The organism is Arenimonas sp. SCN 70-307, from assembly GCF_001724815.1.
Classification (GTDB): domain Bacteria; phylum Pseudomonadota; class Gammaproteobacteria; order Xanthomonadales; family Xanthomonadaceae; genus Arenimonas.
In genome coordinates, this window is the sequence record NZ_MEDO01000014.1 from 290379 (window position 1) to 308822 (window position 18444).

The following is an 18444-nucleotide window of genomic DNA, read 5'->3' on the forward strand; positions in this document are numbered from 1 at the left end:
CCTACGTTCAGGGGCTGAACGCAGGGCCTACGTTACGCCCCGCCCCGCCGGCCGGCAAGGCGGCTTTTTCTCGGCCGGGCGCGGTGGCCACGCAGCCGGCCAGCACGCCGGCCACGGCCAGCAGCGCCGTCTTGCGCAGCGGGTAGTCGGCCAGGGAATGCAGGGCCAGCAGCAGCAGGGCCAGCCAGGCGGCGCGGGCGATGGCGGTTTGGCCGGGGCTGGCGGCGCGGCTGGGGCGCCACACCCGCCAGCCGGAAACCAGCAGCGCCGCCACGGCACCGCCCACCAGGGCCCAGCCGGGCCAGCCGGCTTCCAGCCAAAGCTCGGCCCAGTCGTTGTGGGCGTGGTTGACGTAGGCGTTGTCCGGCGCCGGGTCTTCCGCTTCGAAGGCGCGACGGAAGCCGCCCATTCCCGCACCCAGCGGCCAGTGCTCGCGTGCCACGCTCTCGGCAACCGGCAGCAGGCGGAAGCGGGTGTCTTCGAACGGATCCTTTTCCAGGCGCTGCAGGATGCCGAACAGCGCGAACTGCACCGACAGCGTCAGGCCCAGCGCCACGGCCACGGCCAGCGCGCGGCGGGTGCCGCGGCGGCGGCGCAGGCCCAGTACGATGGGCAGGCAGCCCAGCAGGCCCACCATGCCCAGCACCAGGCCCGCACGCGAGCGCGCCAGTGCGATGCCGAGGATCAACAACGCCACGAAGCCAATGCCGGCCACCAGCCCCAGCAGCGTGCGCGCATCCATCTCGTCGCGCTTGGCCAGCCAGCGCGCCGTGCCCACCACCACCAGCGGCAGCGCCACCGCCAGCAGGCTGGCCAGGTGGTTGCGGTTGGCGAAGAAGCCCACGGCTTCGCTGGGGTTGGTGATGGCATAGAAGCGCAGCGCGCTGTCCTTTCCGCCGGCCAGCTGCGCCAGGCCCAGCACCACGCTGGCGGCGGCGGCCAGCACCAGCAGCTTGAGCAAGGTGCTGCGCTGCTCGGCGCCCAGCTGCAGCGCCGCAAGGTAAAGCGCCGCCGCCGGCAGCAGCCACTGCAGCGCGCGTTCGGTGGCCAGGGGTACCAGGCTCCAGCGCGAGGGAATGTCCACGCCGGCGGCCGAAAGTTCGGCGGCAATCTCGGTGCGCGCCGCGGGCATCAGCCACAGCGCACCCGGAACGGGCAGCAGCTGCAGCAGCGGCAAGGCCAGCATCAGCGCAGCCAGCCAGGCGCTGCGCGGCAGCGTGGCGCCGGGCTCGGTGGCGTGGCGCCACAGGCACAGCGCCACCAGGCACAGCGCGAGCGCTTGCACCGCGCTGTCGCCCGGGCCGCCCTGCCCGCCGCCCAGCACCAGCGCGCTGGCCAGCACGGCGGCCGCCAGCGGCAGGTGCATTCGTGCGGGCAGCTCGTCGAAGTGCATCGCCTTCGATGATAGCCGAGGCGTGCTGCGGTTCGCGGCCGAAACTTTCGCCCGCGCAAACCCGCCAAAACGAAAGGCCACCCGAACAGTCTGTGTTAGAACGGACTGCGGGCCCGGCCCCAAAGAACGCCCCGTGAGGGGCGTTCTTTGTTTCTGGATCCGATGCGCCGTCAGCCGGCCGCCAGCCGAGCCTGCAGGGGGCCTGCCCCCATCACCTTCATCGCCCGCTTCAGGTTCCACACCAAGGTGGCGATCGCTATCTCTGTACCGGCACCGGCCAACCCACGCAACAGGAATCGCGGGTGCTCGAAGATCCGGTACTTCAGCCCCCCGAACGGGTGCTCCACCGTGCATCGCCGGCGCCTCATCGCCTCCGGCGTCGCACGGGCCTGCATTCGCTGAAGGGCATCCTCATTCAGGTGGCGCGTCACAATCCGACGCGACCCCACCGTGCATTGGGGTTTCAGTGGACAGGCCCCACAGTCCCGCGGATCGGCCTGGTAACTGACGCAATGGTCCTTACGCATCAGCTGCTTGCGCGTAAGCGTCCGGCTCGCCGGACACCTCAGGACATCCTGGTCGGCGTCGTAAGCGAAGGCGCTGCGATCAAACAATCCGCCACCTCCGTGGGAGTTGCTCGACCGGTGCGCCGGCACGTGGACCTCGATCCCCTGCGCTTCCAGCGCGGCCGCCTGTGAACCGTTGGAGTAGCCGGTGTCGGCCAGCACCGAAAGCTGGGTCGCCCCCAAGGCATCACGCGCCGCCTCGGCCATCGGCTGCAGGCAGCGGTTGTCGCCCGCGTCCGTGACCACGGCATGCGCCACGATCAGGGCATGCGCCCCGTCCACCGCCGTCTGCACGTTGTAGCCCGGGCCCACTCCCTTCAAGGGCCGGGCCTCGGGTTCGGTCATCACCCGGTGCCGGCGCCCCTCGGCCTCGATGGTCCCGGCCAAGGCCGCCGCAGCCGCCTGCTCGTCGGCCAGCACCGCCAAGGCCTGGCGAACGGCGGCCGGGTCGATCGCCGGCTCGGCCTCGCCCACATCGGCGGCGTCGAGCTGGTCCAGATACTCCGCCATGCGCTGGGCGCGCTGCGCCTGCTGGCGACTCAGTTCGTCCAGCCCCACCACGGCCTTGCCACTGGCCACGGCCCGGAACTTCGAGCCGTCGATGGCCACCCACTCCCCGCGGACCAGGCCCGCGCCTTGGCAGAACCGCACAAACTCGGCTCCGGCCCGCTGCAGCGCCTTGCCGTTGTCACGCCGGAACTGGGCGATGGTCTTGTGGTCCGGCGCCAGCCGGCCCAGCAACCACATTACTTCGACGTTGCGCTGGCACTCGCGTTCAAGCCGGCGCGAGGAGCGAACCTGGTTGAGATAGCCGTACAGGTACAGCTTGAGCAGGTCGGCCGGATCATAGGGCGGTCGCCCCGTCCCCTTGGGCTGGGCCTTGCCAAACCCCAGCCCAGACAGCGGCAGCCGCCGGACGAAGGCCTCGATCACCCGGCACACATGCTCGGCCGGCACCAACTCGTCCAAGGAGAGCGGAAAGAGCGTCGACTGCCCCCGGTCATCACCGCGCACAAAGGCCATAAAAAACAATGCCCGCAACTGACGTTGCGGGCATTGTCTTCAACTTCCGGGCCGTCTGAACAGTGTTTTTACACAGTCTGCGAAGGTGGCCTTTCGCGTCCGGGCCGGCAGCCGTTTACGGGCTGATCGGCGGGGCCGGCGGCGGGTCGGTGATGCTGAAGTCGTTGCTCATCAGGTCCCACACGATCACGGCGGCCACGCCGGTGAAGACCAGCACGGCGCCGTCGTTGTCGCGGGCGCGCGAGCCCACGGCCTGGGCGTAGGTGGGGCCGATCTTCTGCACGTTGGCCACGGCGCCGGCGCAGGTGGACACGGCCGGAACCTCGAGCAGCGAGCCGGCTTCCAGCGGCAGGGCGCAGCCGTCGGCGAAGGTGAGCGTGGCGCTGGCGCCTTCCATCAGCATCACGCGGTCGCCGGCCTGCAGGGCCTGGCCCTCGGCGGCGGTGGCGAACTCCTCGCCCTGGTTCACCAGCACGGTGCCTTCCTGGGCGGACAGGGTGGCCACGGGCTCGGAAGCGAGCGCGCTGGAGGCCAGCAGGGTGGCGGCGATGGCGGTGGCGATGCGGATCATGGTTCGCTCCTTTCGGGGGCGTGGGGGCGGCAATCGTTGGCAGGTTACCGCTGGCGGGGGGCCGGTGCAAGCAGGAATTTTTCCCGGCCCTTTGTAAGTTCAACAGGTTACGCGTTCATGAAGGCTACGGAACCCGGGTGATTTTCAGGTCATCGAACCAGGCCCGCCCGCCAATCCGCTGCTCGGCGGGTATGCGCGCGGGCAGGCGCAGGGCCAGCCACTGGCCCGGGCAGTCTTCGGGCACGGTGAAGGCCACGGCCAGTTCGCGCCAGCCGCCCTGCCCGCGCAGCGGCGCGGTGGCGGCCAGCGGGGCGCCGCCCTTCACGCAGCTGATTTCCCACACCAGGCCGCGCTCGGTGCGCAGGTTGTCGGGGCGGGCGCGCAGGCTCAGCTGGTAGTTGCCGGGCGGCAGGGCCAGCATCTGGCGCAGGTGGTTGAAGGGCACGCGGCGGTCCTCGAAGGCCAACTGAAGGGCCAGCCGCCCGCCCACGCCCTCGCCCGCCAGCCGGCTGATGCGGGCGCCGGCCACGCGGCCGATGCGCCAGTCGAAGCCTACCGCTTCAGGCGCGTGCTCGAAGCCGCCGTTGAACACGTTGCCCAGGCGGGCCTGGCGCTCGGGCGGCAGGTTGGCGGCCCACAGCAGGTAGGCCTGCCCCACCCGGCCCTCGCGCACGAGGCGGTCCAGCCAGGGGCCGAGTTCGTTGCCGGACAGGCCGCCCGGGGCTTTTCGAACGGCATCGAACAGCGGGGCCACGGCGTCGAGGTCGGTGCTCTTGCTGGCCACCAGGGAAAGGAAGCGGCCGCGCCAGGGCGGCTGCTTCGCCAGCGCCTCGGCCAGCGGGGCGTGGGCGGGCTCGGCGGCGGCCAGGGCCAGCAGCAGCGGCTCGAAGCGTGGAAACAGCGCGGGCTGCACGCGCAGCATCGTGTCGATGTGGCCCAGGGCCTCGGTGGGGCGGGCGTTGCGCAGGTGGTGGTCGATGAGCCAGGCATGCGCGGGCAGGTCGCGCGGGGCGCGGCGGGCGGCGATCTTGAACAGGTCGGCGGCCTTGGCCTCGTCGCCGGCGGCCAGGGCCAGCCGGGCCAGCACGCGGTAGGGGCGGCCATCCAGCGGGTCGGCCTGCAGGGCCTGCTCGGCGTAAGCCTTGGCGTCGGCGGCGCGGGCCGGGTCTTCGGCAGCGGCTTCGGCCGCGCGCAGCAAGGCCACGGGGTGGTCGTCGCGCCAGAACAGCGCACGCTCGGGGTTGGTTTCAGCGTAGTGATCGGCCAGGCCCAGGCTGGCCACGCGCCAGGCGGCGAAGGCGAGAAGGCCCGCCGCCGCCCAGAACCCAAGGCGCTTAGCGTTCGTCATGGCGGATGGTCTTGATGCGCAGCACGCCGTCTTCGCGGGCCAGGTCGAAGCGGATCTCGCCCTCGCTGCGGCCGGTGCGCCAGCGGCCGGCGCGGCTGACGCGCGCCTCGAAGCGCGCCAGCACGGTGGCGCTGGTTTCGCCCTGCAGCCAGCCGTTGGGCGTCAGCCGCAGTTCGCGGGCGTCGCTGTCGTCGAAGAGTTCCTGGTAGTCGTAGGCGATTTCGGCGCGCCCGCCGCGGTTGTTGGTGGCGTCGCGGGTGAACAGGCGCATCAGGGCGCGCAGGTCGCCGCGGCGGTAGGCGGTGGTGAATTGTTCGAGCAGGGCGAGGGCTTCCTGCTCGGTGATGGGGGTCGGCGTGGCTTCGGGCTGGGGAGCGGGCGCTGCGGGCTGTGCGGCGATCGCTGGTGCTGGCCTGGCTGCGGTGGCGGTGGCGGTGGCAGCGGCAGCGGTTGTAGGTGCCGGAGTGACGCTGGGGACGGCGCGCGCCGGGGCGGCGGGCGGCGGCGTGGGCGGTTTGGGGGTGCGCGGGGTCGGGCCTGAAGGCCCTCCTGCAGGGGTGGTGGCGAGTTGGGGATTCGCGCCTGAAGGCGCTCCTACAGGGGGTGTGGGCGCGGGGGGCTCGCTTGGTTCACTTGCCGTCGCGACCACGCCGGCTTCGGCCGCCGGGATCACCGCAACGGCCTCCGTGGGCGTCTCGGCAACCGCCGGCTCGGCGGCGATGGCAACGGGCGGCATCGCCGTGCGCGGGGTGCGCGGGTTCTGGGCGTACCACATCAGCGCCAGCAGGGCGCCGGCCAGGAGGCCGAAGCTGCCGAGCACGATAATGGGGAGGCGTTGGGTGGTGCGGGCGGAGAGGATCGGCGCATCCACCGGAGTGGAGCGAAGATTCGCGCCTGAAGGCGCTCCTGCAGGGGATGCGGTTCTTGTGGGAGGGCCTTCAGGCCCGACGGCGGCATCCTCGCCCCAGCCGTCTGCCAGGCCAGCGTCGTAAGCCGCGCGCTTCTCCGGCTGGCGCAGGTCTTGCCAGGCGCGGTTCACGCGGTCGGCGTACAGCGCTTCCCATTCGTCGGGGTTGCGGTCGGGGTGCAGCCAGCGCACCAGCCAGCGGTAGTGTTCCTTGATGCGGGCGTCGGGCGCGTCGGGGTTCACGCCCAGCACGCGGTAGCTGCTGGCGCCGGGGGCGAACAGCAGCTGTTGCAGGTAGAAAGGCGCGGCCTCGCACAGCTCGTCGGCGCTGGTGCCCAGCGCGGCCGCGGCGAACTCGGCGGTGACGCGGTCGCCGGCGGCGATGCGCACCACTTCCAGCACATCGTCGGGCAGCGGGCGCTGGCGGGCGGCGGCCAGCAGGGCCGGGGCCCGCCAGTAGGCCAGGGCCTGCTCCAGCGCCTGGCCCACCCCTGCCGTCACCGGCTGCGCGCCAGCTTCTTGGGCTCGGCCTGCTGGCCGTAGCTGTAGTAGTTGTAGCCGTACCCGTAGCCGTAGCCATAACCGGCGTGCTTGCTGCTGAACTTCGTCAGCAACGCGCCGATCACGTGGGCGCGGGCGGCGTACAGGCGCTTGAGCGCGTTCTTGCCCACGCCAATGCGGGTTTCGCCGGCTTCCACCACCAGCAGGGTGCCGTGCGCCAGGTTGGCCAGGATGGGCGCGTCGGCCAGGCCCATCACCGGCGGGCCGTCGATGATCACCTGGTCGAACTTCTCGCTGGCGATCGACACCAGGCTCACCATCTTCGGGCCCATCAGCAGCTCGGCCGGGTTGGGCGGCAGCGGGCCGGTGGGCATGTACATCAGGCCCGGGATGTCGGTGGCCAGGATCACTTCCGTCGCCTTGGCGGCGCCGGCCAGGTAGTTGCTCAGGCCGGCATCGTTGGGCTTGTTCAGGGCGCGGTGCAGCGAGGGGTTGCGCAGGTCGCCGTCGATGACCAGCACGCGCTTGCCCAGCTGCGCGAAGGCCTTGGCCAGGGTCAGCGCGGTGGTGCTCTTGCCTTCGGCGGGCGTGGCGCTGGTGACGAGCAGGCAGCGCGGCACGCCGCTGTCGGTGGCGAACTGCAGCGCGGTGCGCACCGAGCGGTAGGCCTCGGCGAAGGCCGAGCGCGGGTCTTCCAGCGCCTTGGCCGGGGTCATCGGCGCCTTCAGCAGCGGGATCACGCCGAGCACGCTCAGGCCCAGCTGCTTTTCCAGGTCTTCCGGAGACTTGAGCGTGTCGTCCAGGTACTCGAAGGCCAGCGCCAGCAGCACGCCCAGCATCAGGCCGGCCAGCAGGCCCAGCGCCAGGTTGCGGGTGAGGCTGGGCTTGAACTTGTAGCCGCGCTGGGCGCGGTCCACCACGGCGATGTTGTTGGTGCTGACGCCGCCGGCCACGCCCACTTCCTTGTAGCGCTGCAGCAGGCCGTCGTAGAGCTGGCGGTTGGTGTCCACCTCGCGCTTGAAGATGTTGTACTGGATCGAGCGGCTCTGCAGGTCCAGCACCTCGTTCTTCAGGCCGCTCATCTGCTCGTTGAGCAGGCGTTCCTGCTCCTGCGCGGCCAGGAACTCGGCCTGGATGGCCGACTTGATGTTGGCCACCTCCACGCCGATCTGGCGCTCCACCTCGTCGATCTGGCCCTTGAGCTGCACCATCGCCGGGAAGGCCGGCTTGTACAGGCGCAGCTTGTCCTGGTACTCAGCCTGCAGCGTGGCGCGGCGCTCCTGCAGCGACTTGATGATGGAGTTCTCGCCGATTTCGCCCAGCAGCACCGTGCCGCTGGAGGCCTGCGCCTGGCGCCAGCGCGCCTCGGCGCGGATGCGCTCGCGGCTGGCCTCGGCCAGGGCGGCGTTGAGGCTGCCCAGGTTCTGCTCGCTCAGGTTGGCGCTGCCCTCGCCGCTGGAGACGATCTGCTCCTTCTGCGCGAACTCCACCAGCTGCCGCTCGGAGTCCTCGAGCTTGAGCTTGAGCTCCTGCAGGCGGTCCTCGAGGTAAGTCTTGGCGTAGGAGCTCGAATCGAAGCGACGCTCGAGGTTGCTGGCGATGAAGGCCTCGGCGATGGCGTTGGCCGCGCGCTGCGAGAACTCCGGGTCGGGGCTGTCGAAGTGCACGCGCACCAGGCGCGAGTTGCGCACGGGCTCCACGGTCAGGCCGCGCATGATGTAGCCGGTGGCCGCGGCCTCGCGGGCCGACATCTCGGCTTCGGTCAGCTCCTCGTCGTCGCTACCGCTAACGAGGCCCTTCAGCGCCTGCCACGGCGACGGCGGGTTCAGGCGCTCGAGCTGGTCGCCTTCCGCCAGCCCCAGCTGCGAGGCCACGCGCTGCGCGAGCGCGCGGCTCTTAAGCAGCTCGTACTGGGTCTGGAAGAAGTCGTTGGCATTGCCTTCCATCGGCGTCACGCCCTCGACGTCCACCACGCGGATGGTGTCGCGGTCGATCTGCAGCGAGGTGGACGCGCGGTAGATCGGCGTCATCAGCAGCGTGCCCACCAGCGCCGTCACCAGCACGATGCCGGCGGCGCCCAGCACCGTCCAGCGGCGCTTGACCAGGATGCGCCAGTAGGCCAGCAGGTCGATCTCGTCGCTGTCGGCGGCGTCCTGGCCGCGCACGTCCAGGCTCAGCGCCTGCTGGCGCGCGGCCACCAGGGCCTGCTGGCGTTCAACGGCCGCTTGCGTGGCGGGCAGCTGTCCGCCCTCGCCGGCCGCGCCGGGGTCCTTGTTCTCAGACATTCACTGGTTTCCTGCTGGGGCCGTCAGTACACACGGAACAGGTTGAAGATGGGCACGGTCTGCAGGATGTTGCGCAGGCCGGTCTTGGCGCCCGACTGGTCGACCACGATGATGTCGTCGCCGAAGATCTGGGGGTCCTCGGCGTCGCCGGCGCGGATCTGGTTGAGGCTGAACACGGCGGCCATCTTCTGGCCCTCCACGGTGCGGAACACCACCACGCCGTCGAGGTTGGCCAGCTCGGTCACGCCTTCGGCCTGGGCGATGGCCTGAAGCAGGCTGGTGCGGCCGGTCACCGGGTAGATGCCCGGCTTGCGCACGGCGCCTTCGAGGGTGACTCGCTGGCTGGTGAATTCCTTCACGAACACGCTCACCTGCGGGTCCTGCAGGTAGGTTTCGTTGAGCTTGCCGGCGATCTCGGCCTCGAGCTCCTGCACGGTCTTGCCGCCCGCCACCACCACTCCCACCAGCGGCAGGGAAATCTGGCCGTTGCTGTTCACGCGCACGGTGCGGTTGAGCTCGGCCACCTGGAAAACGCTGATTTCCAGCAGGTCCTGGGCGCCAACGCGGTACTCCGAAGCACCCGTGTAGGCGCCGCTGGCGCTGGTGCTGTCGGGCACGCCCAGTTCGCTGGTGGCGGTGACCGCCCGGGCGGTGCCGCTGCGCACCGATTCGCTGGTGGACGTGGCGCAGCCGGCCAGCAAGGCCAGGGCCAGCAGCAGGGCGAATCGGGTCAGGCAGTGCTTCATCATCAGTCCGTTCATCCGGGGGGAAAGGATTATGGGCTTGCCGACAGCCTAAGCCAAAACCCGCGCAGGCGGACCGGCTGGCCCGGCGGTCTCAATGCTCGCCCGTCTCCCGCGCCGCCTCCAGCGCCGCGGCCGGCACCGGGGCGCCGCCGCGCAGGCGGGCCAGCCGGGCCACGGCCACGTCGCGGCGGCGCGTGAAGATGTACCAGCCCAGCAGCAGCCCCAGGAAGAGCACCACCAGCGCCGGGCGGTACACGCCCAGCTTCACGGCCACGGCGGCAGCGAGGCCCAGGGCCAGCGAGCCGCCGGCCATGATCACCGTCACCTTGCCCGGGGTGAAGCCGGCATCGAGCAGCAGGTGGTGCATGTGGTTGCGGTCGGCCTTGAAGGGCGAGGCGCCGCTGCGCCAGCGGCGCAGCATCAGCACCACGCAATCAATCAGCGGCAGGGCCAGGGTCCAGGGGCCCAGCACGGGCGACACCGGGTGGGCCGGGTTCTGGGTCAGGCGTAGCGCCGCCCAGGCCAGGATGAAGCCCAGCAGCATGCTGCCGCCGTTGCCCAGGAACACCTTGGCCCGCGGCAGCCACGGCGAACGCTTGTTCCACAGCAGGAAGCCCAGCACCGCGCCGCCCAGGGCCAGCAGGCGCTCGGCCAGGTACAGGTCGCCGGCGTAGAGTGCGAAGCAGGTGAACAGGGCCAGCGAGACCAGCGCCAGCGAGCCGGCCAGGCCGTCCACGCCGTCGGCCATGTTCAGGGCGTTGATGACGCCCACCACCGCGAACACGGTGAACGGAATCGCCAGCAGGCCGATGTTGGCGGCCGCGAAGCCGAACACGTCCTGCAGGTTGTGGGCGGTGACGCCGGCCAGCCAGGCCATGGCCAGCGCGGCCAGGGCCTGTACGCTGATGCGCCAGGTCCAGCGCAGGTCGTACTTGTCGTCGAGCTGGCCCACCACCACCAGCACCACGGCGCCGCTGATGAACACGATGGTGCGCACGGTCCAGCTGGTTTCAAACAGCGCATAGCTGGCCAGCAGGCCCAGCAGGATCACCGCGCCGCCGGTGACGGGGATGGCGCCGTCGTGCTGCTTGCGGCCGCCGGGGTTGTCCATCAGGCCCCAGCGGCGGGCCAGCGGCAGGCTGACGGGGATCAGCAGCGCCACCAGCGCGAAGGTGGACAGCGCCCGCAGCCAGCTGCGCGGCTCGAGCTGTTGCCAGAGTTCGATCAGTTCCATGCGTAGGTAAACGGACTCGGGCGGTGGTTCGGGGCCAGCCTGCACAGGGTAGCAGCCGGGCTCCTATGAAAATGTTTCACATTCCACGTTCAGGAATTTTTCTCGCCCGCTTGACAGCGAATCAGCGGGCGCCGCGGCCGTACACATCCTCGAAGCGGACGATGTCGTCCTCGCCCAGGTAGCTGCCCGACTGCACCTCGATCAGCTCCACCGGCACCTTGCCGGGGTTTTCCAGCCGGTGCTTGCTGCCCAGGGGGATGTAGGTGCTCTGGTTTTCGCTGAGCATGAACACCTTGTCCTCGCAGGTGATGCGGGCGGTGCCCTGCACCACGATCCAGTGCTCGGCGCGGTGGTGGTGCATCTGCAGGCTCAGCGCGGCGCCGGGCTTGACCACGATGCGCTTGACCTGGAAGCGCTCGCCGCTGTCGATGCCGTCGTAGCTGCCCCAGGGCCGGTACACCTTGCGGTGGATGCTGGCCTGGGGGCGGCCCTCGGCCTTCAGGCGGGCGACGATGTCCTTCACCTGCTGCACCTGGTCGCGGGCGGCCACCAGCAGGGCGTCGTCGGTGTCCACCACGATCACGTCCTTCAGGCCCAGCAGGCTGACCAGCCGGCGCCCGCCCCAGGCCAGGGTGTTGCGGCAGCCCAGGGCCAGCACGTCGCCGTGGTGGGCGTTGCCGTCCGGGTCCTGGTCGGCGATTTCCCACAGGGCGCTCCAGCTGCCCACGTCGTTCCAGCCCACGTTGATGGGCAGCACGGCGGCGGCGGTGGTCTTTTCCATCACCGCGTAGTCGATCGAATCGCTGGGGCAGGCCTCGAAGGCGGCGCGGTCCAGGCGCAGGAAGTCCACGTCGCGCACGGCGCCGGCCAGCGCGGCTTTCGCGCCGGCCAGGATGGCGGGCGCATGGGTTTCAAGCTCGGCCAGGTAGCGCGAGGCCCGGAACAGGAACATGCCCGAGTTCCAGAAGTAGTCGCCGCTGGCCACGTAGGCCTCGGCGGTGGCCAGGTCCGGCTTCTCCACGAACCGCTCCACGGCCCGCACGCCCCCTGTGGGAGGGCCTTCGGGCCCGACATCCCCACCCGCCTTGATGTAGCCGTATCCGGTCTCGGCCGCCGTCGGCACGATGCCGAACGTCACCAGGCTGCCCTCCTCCGCCGCGCCCCGCCGTGCTTCCTGCACGGCCGCGCGGAAACCGGCCGGGTCGGCGATGACGTGGTCCGACGGTAGCACCAGCAGCAGCGGATCCTCGCCGCCGGCCATGGCCTGCAGCGCGGCCACGGCGATGGCCGGGGCAGTGTTGCGGCCCACCGGCTCGAGCACGATGGCCGAGGCGCTGGCGCCCAGCTGGCGCAGCTGCTCGGCCACCATGAAGCGGTGCTCCTCGTTGGCCACCACGATCGGCGCGGCCATGCCCGGCAGGCCCTGCAGGCGCTCCCAGGTGGCCTGCAGCAGTGATTTCTCGCCCACCAGCGGCTGGAACTGCTTGGGGTGCATCTCGCGCGAAAGCGGCCACAGGCGCGTGCCGGAGCCGCCGGAGAGCAGGACTGGGACGAGGGTGGACATGGGGTTCGGCCTAAATGTGATCTGCGCGGATGATGCCACGCGCTGATTAGGGCCCGACACCCGTGATACCCGGGAAGAATTCCCACCCCTGCCCTTGCGGCCCCGCCCCTGCGCATAATCAGGCCACTTCACCTTGCTGAAAGCCCGATCTTGACCACCGCCCGCACCCCCCTGCCCGACCGCGCCGAACTTCGCCTGCAGTGGACCCGCCAGGCCCTGGGCGACCCCGAGGCGCCGCTGGAGCGCGCGTCCAACGACGCCAGCTTTCGCAGCTACTGGCGCGCCCGTTCGGCCGGCCGCGACTGGATCGTGATGGATGCGCCGCCGGGCAAGGAGGACATCCGCCCCTGGCTCGAGATCGCCGGCCGCCTCGCGCAGGCCGGCCTGCACGTGCCCGACATCCAGGCCGCCGACCCGGAGCGCGGCTTCGTGCTGATGGAAGACCTGGGCAACCGCACCCTGCTGCCCGAACTCACCGCCACCAGCGCCGACCGCCTCTACGGCGAGGCCATGGACGCGCTGCTGGCCATGCAGCTGCGCGCCGACACCACCGGCCTGCCCGACTACGACGAGGCGCGGCTGGTGGCCGAGATGGAGCTGATGCCGGAGTGGTTCCTCAAGCGCCACCTGGGCGTCGTGCCCGAGTGCGAGCAGTGGGACGTGGTCGAGTCCGCGTTCCGCGCGCTGGTGACGAGCGCGCAGTCGCAGCCGCAGGTGTTCGTGCACCGCGACTACCACTCGCGCAACCTGCTGGTCACCGAGGTGGCCAGCCCCGGCGTGATCGATTTCCAGGACGCCGTGCGCGGCCCGGTCACCTACGACCTGGTCTCGCTGCTGCGCGATTGCTACATCGAATGGCCCGCCGAGCGCGTGCAGGGCTGGGCGCTGGATTACCGCGAGAAGCTCGCCGCGGCCGGCTTCGCCGTGCCGGGCGAGGCCGCCTTCCTGCGCGCCTTCGACCTGATGGGCCTGCAGCGGCACATCAAGGTGCTCGGCATCTTCTGTCGCCTCTGGTACCGCGACGGCAAGGCCGGCTACCTGATGGACCTGCCGCTGGTATGGAAGTACGTGCGCGACGTCGGCGCCCGCCACGCCGAAACCGCGCCACTGGTGGCCCTGCTCGAATCGGCCATCGCCGGCCGCGACCTCACCCTGCCTGCGCCATGAAGGCCCTCGTCTTCGCCGCCGGCAAGGGCGAGCGCATGCGCCCGCTCACCGACACCACGCCCAAGCCGCTGCTGGAAGTTCGCGGCAAGCCGCTGGTGGCCTGGCATCTCGAGCGCCTCGCCGCGCGCGGCGTGCGCGAGGTGGTGCTCAATGCCTCGTGGCTGGCGCAGTGCTTCGAGCCGACGCTGGGCGACGGCAGCCGCTGGGGCCTGCGCCTGCACTATTCCTACGAAGGCCCCGAGCCGCTGGAAACCGGCGGCGGAATGCTGCATGCGCTGCCGCTGCTGGGCGAGGAACCCTTCATCGCCATCAACGGCGACATCTGGTGCGACTACGACTTCGCGCGCTTGCCCGACGAGCCCGCGGGGCTCGCGCACCTGGTGCTGGTGGACAACCCCGGGCACAACCCGGAAGGCGATTTCGCGCTGCAGCCCGACGGCCAGGTGCTGGCGGCCGGCGAGTCGCGGCTGACGTTTTCGGGCATCGGCATATATCGCCCGGCGCTGTTCGCCAACTGGCGCACGAGCATCGGCGCGGCCGCCGGCGCCGAGCTTGATCCGCCGCGATTCCGCCTGGCGCCGCTGCTGCGCGCGGCGATGCGCGCGGGCGCCGTCACCGGCGAACACCACCGCGGCGCCTGGACCGATGTCGGCACCCCCGAGCGCCTTGCCGCACTCAACCGGTAGCCCCGGACGGGGCCGGAACGACTACGCCCTGGAAGACTCGCTCCCGCCAAGTCCAGTTCATGTTGATACGTGTTGATACCCCGGTCTTGGGCGTATAGACTCGTATCAACATTACTGGGAGTACCATCCCGTGAACGCCAAAGCCGAGCTCAAGGTCCTGCACTGGGGCAACAGCCTTGCCGTGCGCATCCCGTCCGCCGTTGCGCGCCAGGCCCGCCTGCTCAATGGCCAGGAGGTCACGGTCGAAGCCGTGGACGGCATGGTCGTGGTGAAGCCAAAGAAGCGCCTTCCCCAGCTGACGCTGGCGCAGAAGCTCAAGAAGTTCGATCCGGCGGTGCACGGTGGCGAACTGCTCGCCGACGGCCCGGTCGGGGCGGAGATCGCGTGATGGTGAGCCGCTGGGTCCCGGACCGGCGCGACATCATCTGGATCAATTTCGACCCGCAGGCTGGCCGCGAGATGAAGTCGCTTCATCCCATGCTGGTGCTCTCCCCGCGCGCGGTGAACGACAAGACGAGCATCGTCATCGGCTTGCCGATGAGCACGCAGGCCTATAACGAGACCAACCCGTTTGCGGTGCGCCTCGACGGCACGGACGGTGCGGGTTACATCATCACCAACCAGCCGAAGTCGCTCGATTGGCGCGTTCGCGGTGCGAAGGCGCACCCATGGAAGCAGGCGCCGGAAGATGTCTTTGAGGCGGCCTGCGAGAGCTTGGACCAAATCATCGCGATTGGCCGCCGCTAGGCAAGGAAGCGAAGCGCAGCGTGCCGACTCTCCGCTGACGCCGGCGCAGCTTACTCAGCCCAGCTGCTGGCGCAGGAAGGGGATGGTGATGCGTCGCTGCGCGGCGAGGCTGGCGCGGTCGAGCTGGTCGAGCAGGCGGGTGAGGCTGGCCAGGTCGCGGTCGACGCGGCGCAGCAGGTAGTCCAGCACCGCCTCGTCCAGCTCCAGCCCGCGGCGCGCGGCGCGCTGGCGCAGCACGGCGCGGCGCCCGTCTTCGTCCAGCGGCTCGAGGGTGAAGCGCGCGCACTGGCCCAGGCGCGTCACCAGGTCGCGCAGCTGCAGGCCGATGGCGCCGGGGTTGCCGCGCGCGGCGTAGAGCACGGCCGAATCGGCGGCGCGGGCGCGGTTGTGGAAGTGGAACAGCGCTTCTTCGTCGGCGGCGTTGCCGGCAATGAACTCCAGGCCGTCCAGGCACACCAGGTCGGCGCCCTCCTGTTGCGCCAGGCCGCTGGCCAGGCGCCCGGCGAAGGCCGCCATCGGCAGGTAGGCGGCGCGACGGCCGGCGGCCACGGCCTCGGCGCAGGCGGCCAGCAGCAGGTGGCTCTTGCCGCTGCCCGGCGGGCCGGCCAGGAACAACCAGTCGCCGGCTTCGCCGCGCGCGGCGGCGCCGACGGCGGCGCGTGCGGGGTCGTTGCCCAGGAAGGCGTCGAGACGCTGGTCCGGCGGCGAGCGCAGGCCCAGCGGCAACTGCGGGGTGTTCATGGGGCGTCCGGCGGCTCCGGGGAGGTCGGGCCTGAAGGCCCTCCCGCCGAAAGATTCGCGCCTGAAGGCGCTCCTACGTGAGCGGTGGACTTGGGGTGGTGGGTGCCGGCGGCGGGCACGATCAGGCCGCCATGCGGCGCCTCGGCGCCGTAGAGCTTGCTGCGCGTGTAGCGCTCATGCAGGTGGCGGCCCACCACGACGGCCACGGCCGCCACCGGCAGCGCCAGCAACACGCCGAGGAACCCGAACAGCTGGCCACCGGCCATGATCGCGAAGATCACCGCCACCGGATGCAGGCCGATCTTGTCGCCCACCAGCCAGGGCGTGAGCCAGAAGCTCTCGAGCAGCTGGCCCAGGCCGAACACGCCCAGCACCAGCGCCAGGTGCATCAGGTCGCCGTGCTGCACCAGCGTGGCGATCACCGCCGCGCCCAGGCCGACGATGGCGCCGAGGTAGGGCACGAAGCTGACCAGGCCGGCCACCAGGCCGATCAGGATGCCCAGGTCCACGCCCACGGCCGTCAGGCCCACCGCATAGATGGTGCCCAGCGCGATCATCACGCTCAGCTGGCCGCGGATGAAGCCGCCCAGCACCTGGTCGGACTCGCAGGCGAGCTTGGTGACCAGCGGCTCCACCGGGCGCGGCAGCAGGTCGCGGGCCATGCCCAGCATGGCCGCGCCGTCGCGCATGAAGTAGAAGGTCACCACCGGGATCAGCGCCAGGTTCGCGAACCAGCCCAGGATGGCCAGGCCCGACTTGCTCACCTCGCCCACCACCGTGGCGGCGATGCCGCCGGCTTCCTGCCAGTGATCGCGCAGCAGGGCGATCAGCTGGCTCGGGTCCACGTAGCCGGCGAGCTCGAGGTTGAAGCGCTGCTCGGCCCAGGGCACGGCGGTGCCGGTGAGCCACAGCCCGAAGCGCGGCAGCCAGTCGATGAACTTGCCCACCTGGTTCTCCACCAGCGGGATCAGCAGTAGCACCGCCAGCACCAGCACCAGGCTCATCAGGGTGAAGACGATCAGCACCGCGGCGGTGCGCGTGCGGCCGCGCGCCTCGATGCGGCGCACCAGCGGCTCGCCCAGCCAGGCCAGCAGGGCCGAGACCACGAAGGGCGTGAGGATGGGCCCGAGCAGCCACACCAGCACGCCGACGCCGGCGGCCAGGGCCAGCCACTGCCAGCGGCGGTTGTCGCTGAAGGGGTCCGGGGTGGCGGTGGGCGTCATGCGCGGGGCTTCCTCGTGTGCTGCCAGGCCTTCACACCATAGCGGATGACGTAATCCACGCCACTGAGGAACGTCAGCAGCGCCACCATCAGGATGCCTTCCTGGCGCCACTTCAGCGGCACCTCCGACCAGGCCAGGTCCACCAGGCACAGCAACACCAGCGCGATCTGCGCCACTGTGGTGGCCTTGCCCAGCCAGCTCGGGCGGCCGTCGTAGGGGCCGGCCAGCTTCCACCAGACGCTGGCGCCGGCCAGGATCACGATGTCGCGCACCAGCACCAGGCCCAGCAGCCAGGTGGGCAGCGCCTGCACCAGCCACAGGCCGAAGAAGGCGCAGCCGAGCATGAGCTTGTCGGCCACCGGGTCGAGCAGGCTGCCCAGGCGGCTCTGCCAGCCGAAGCGCTTGGCCAGCAGGCCGTCGAGCGCGTCGGTCAGCCCCGCGCCCAGCGCCAGCCACAGAGCGGCCATGGGCTGGCCCAGCCACAGCAGCAGCGGCAGCACGGGCGCCAGCACCAGGCGCAGCCCGGTGAGCAGGTTGGGCAAGTGGCGCAGGTTCATGGCCGCAGGCGGTAGCCCGCCGTGGCCTCGTCGCTGGCGCCCGGGTCGGCCGCCAGCACGTCGCCGGCGTCGAGGAAGGCGTCGAAGGTAGCCCGGCCCACCGCCAGGCGCAGGCCCAGGCGCAGGCTGTCGGGCGTGGCTTCGCGCACTTCGACGCCGGCCACCACGGGCAGGGTCTGCAGGTAGCCCATGGCGCGGGCGTAGTCGTCGGCGCTGGCCAGGCCGGCGATGCGCACCTCGATCGTCTCCGGCTCGCCCACCTCGGTGCGCACCGCGTCGCGGCGGGCGATGGCATCGGCGGCGCCGTCGGCGCCCGAGGCCAGGGCGCGCTGCGGGCTGGGGTCCGAGAGCGACCAGCGCGAAAGCTCCTCGCCGCCGCGGCTGAGCACCCAGTCGGCGGTCCAGCCCTGGCCCTCGCGGAACAGGCGGCCCATCAGCTGCACGCTGGCGCCGTAGCGCTCGGTCAGGGCCTGCATGGGCACCGGGTTGCGCGACCAGATGGTCTGCACCGCCGCCTGCTCCACCGAGCTGCCGGCCGGCAGCGCGAACGACAGGCCACGCTCGGTGCCGCGGGTGGCCAGCGGCTTGACCACGTTGATCTGCTGGCTGCTGACGAGGCGCGCGCCGCGGCCGTCGTCGATGGCCAGCCAGAGCAGCGGCCGCGGGCGGTTGGCGCCCCACATCGGCAGGCCGGCGCCGGCCACCAGGGCCTCGACCTTGTTCGGGTCGAACTGCACCTGCAGCGAGGTCTTGTACACGGGCACGCCGCCGATGGCGGTGTTGCCCTGCTGGTCCACGGGCTCGCTGCCGGTCTGCTCGGCCAGCACGAAGCTGGCGGCGTTGGGCAGGGCGCGACGCACGACCGGGTTGGAGGCCGCCAGCGGCTCGCCGGTGAGCTTGACCACCACCTGGGCCAGGGCCCGGGCCGTGGCGGCGCGGCGCTCGCCGGCGCCCTGGCCCATCAGCTCGGACTCGCCGGTGTAGAGCGTCATGTCGCGCTCGGCCGGCGCGGCGGCCGCGTCGGCGGGCGCCGCCACGGGCCGCGGGGCCGGCGTCGGCACCGTCTCGAACTGGGCCGTGGCCGGGGTGGCCAGGGCCAGCAGGACGGCGGCGAAAGTGGCAAGCAGGGCTGGGCGCATGGGCTCGGGCGGGCTCGGGGGTCAGCGTGAATGGTGCCGCATGGGC

The 18444-nt window shown here is 71.2% G+C and carries 17 protein-coding genes; 4 read left to right on the forward strand and 13 right to left on the reverse strand.

The genetic code is table 11. The features are described from left to right. Window positions 1-7: 7 nt before the first annotated feature. From ABS41_RS07645 to ABS41_RS07685, 9 genes are all read right to left on the reverse strand, one after another. Entirely contained in the window at window positions 8-1393 is a 1386-nt protein-coding gene (locus ABS41_RS07645) for an O-antigen ligase family protein (protein ID WP_290592546.1), read from the reverse strand. Between the two features lie 170 nt (window positions 1394-1563). After that, window positions 1564-2982 (reverse strand): IS1182 family transposase, encoded by a 1419-nt coding sequence (locus ABS41_RS07650; protein ID WP_290592549.1) that lies wholly within the window; start codon window positions 2980-2982, stop codon window positions 1564-1566. A gap of 115 nt (window positions 2983-3097) precedes the next feature. Next, a complete protein-coding gene (locus ABS41_RS07655; RefSeq protein ID WP_290592551.1) occupies window positions 3098-3553 on the reverse strand; it encodes a hypothetical protein in 456 nt (151 codons plus the stop codon). Window positions 3554-3677: 124 nt separating this feature from the next. Next, complete coding sequence (locus ABS41_RS07660; protein WP_290592553.1) at window positions 3678-4901, reverse strand: hypothetical protein; 1224 nt, start codon at window positions 4899-4901, stop codon at window positions 3678-3680. After that, entirely contained in the window at window positions 4888-6309 is a 1422-nt protein-coding gene (locus tag ABS41_RS07665; protein ID WP_290592555.1) for a J domain-containing protein, read from the reverse strand. Before ABS41_RS07665 ends, ABS41_RS07660 begins: the two co-directional genes overlap by 14 nt. Continuing rightward, window positions 6306-8594, reverse strand: a complete 2289-nt coding sequence (locus ABS41_RS07670) for a polysaccharide biosynthesis tyrosine autokinase (RefSeq protein ID WP_290592557.1) — start codon at window positions 8592-8594, stop codon at window positions 6306-6308. Before ABS41_RS07670 ends, ABS41_RS07665 begins: the two co-directional genes overlap by 4 nt. 23 nt (window positions 8595-8617) lie before the next feature. Then, window positions 8618-9340, reverse strand: a complete 723-nt coding sequence (locus ABS41_RS07675) for a polysaccharide biosynthesis/export family protein (RefSeq protein ID WP_290592559.1) — start codon at window positions 9338-9340, stop codon at window positions 8618-8620. A gap of 91 nt (window positions 9341-9431) precedes the next feature. Beyond that, a complete protein-coding gene (locus ABS41_RS07680) occupies window positions 9432-10574 on the reverse strand; it encodes an MraY family glycosyltransferase (RefSeq protein WP_290592561.1) in 1143 nt (380 codons plus the stop codon). A gap of 121 nt (window positions 10575-10695) precedes the next feature. After that, window positions 10696-12138 (reverse strand): mannose-1-phosphate guanylyltransferase/mannose-6-phosphate isomerase, encoded by a 1443-nt coding sequence (locus ABS41_RS07685; RefSeq protein ID WP_290592563.1) that lies wholly within the window; start codon window positions 12136-12138, stop codon window positions 10696-10698. Window positions 12139-12288: 150 nt separating this feature from the next. On the opposite strand from ABS41_RS07685, the gene ABS41_RS07690 reads away from it, so the two are divergent. From ABS41_RS07690 to ABS41_RS07705, 4 genes are all read left to right on the forward strand, one after another. Further along, window positions 12289-13305: a phosphotransferase gene (locus tag ABS41_RS07690; protein WP_290592565.1), complete on the forward strand. Its 1017-nt coding sequence runs from the start codon at window positions 12289-12291 to the stop codon at window positions 13303-13305. Further along, window positions 13302-13991 carry an N-acetylmuramate alpha-1-phosphate uridylyltransferase MurU gene (gene murU, locus ABS41_RS07695; RefSeq protein WP_290592567.1) on the forward strand — a complete coding sequence of 230 codons (690 nt, stop codon included), beginning with the start codon at window positions 13302-13304 and terminating at the stop codon, window positions 13989-13991. The genes ABS41_RS07690 and murU overlap by 4 nt, the downstream gene beginning before the upstream one ends. A 130-nt stretch (window positions 13992-14121) precedes the next feature. Then, window positions 14122-14379: an AbrB/MazE/SpoVT family DNA-binding domain-containing protein gene (locus tag ABS41_RS07700; RefSeq protein ID WP_290592569.1), complete on the forward strand. Its 258-nt coding sequence runs from the start codon at window positions 14122-14124 to the stop codon at window positions 14377-14379. Then, window positions 14379-14738, forward strand: a complete 360-nt coding sequence (locus ABS41_RS07705) for a type II toxin-antitoxin system PemK/MazF family toxin (RefSeq protein ID WP_290592570.1) — start codon at window positions 14379-14381, stop codon at window positions 14736-14738. Before ABS41_RS07700 ends, ABS41_RS07705 begins: the two co-directional genes overlap by 1 nt. A 54-nt stretch (window positions 14739-14792) precedes the next feature. On the opposite strand, the gene hda is transcribed toward ABS41_RS07705, so the two are convergent. Genes hda through ABS41_RS07725 form a run of 4 tightly spaced genes read right to left on the reverse strand, consistent with a single transcriptional unit; the run spans window position 14793 to window position 18398 of the window. After that, the gene (hda, locus tag ABS41_RS07710) at window positions 14793-15479 is read right to left on the reverse strand and encodes a DnaA regulatory inactivator Hda (RefSeq protein WP_290592573.1); all 687 of its coding nucleotides are present in this window, start codon (window positions 15477-15479) and stop codon (window positions 14793-14795) included. Further along, the gene (locus tag ABS41_RS07715; RefSeq protein ID WP_290592575.1) at window positions 15476-16702 is read right to left on the reverse strand and encodes an AI-2E family transporter; all 1227 of its coding nucleotides are present in this window, start codon (window positions 16700-16702) and stop codon (window positions 15476-15478) included. Before ABS41_RS07715 ends, hda begins: the two co-directional genes overlap by 4 nt. Next, window positions 16699-17259 (reverse strand): CDP-alcohol phosphatidyltransferase family protein, encoded by a 561-nt coding sequence (locus ABS41_RS07720; RefSeq protein WP_290592577.1) that lies wholly within the window; start codon window positions 17257-17259, stop codon window positions 16699-16701. Before ABS41_RS07720 ends, ABS41_RS07715 begins: the two co-directional genes overlap by 4 nt. Then, window positions 17256-18398: a DUF2066 domain-containing protein gene (locus ABS41_RS07725; RefSeq protein ID WP_290592579.1), complete on the reverse strand. Its 1143-nt coding sequence runs from the start codon at window positions 18396-18398 to the stop codon at window positions 17256-17258. Before ABS41_RS07725 ends, ABS41_RS07720 begins: the two co-directional genes overlap by 4 nt. Window positions 18399-18444: the final 46 nt, after the last annotated feature.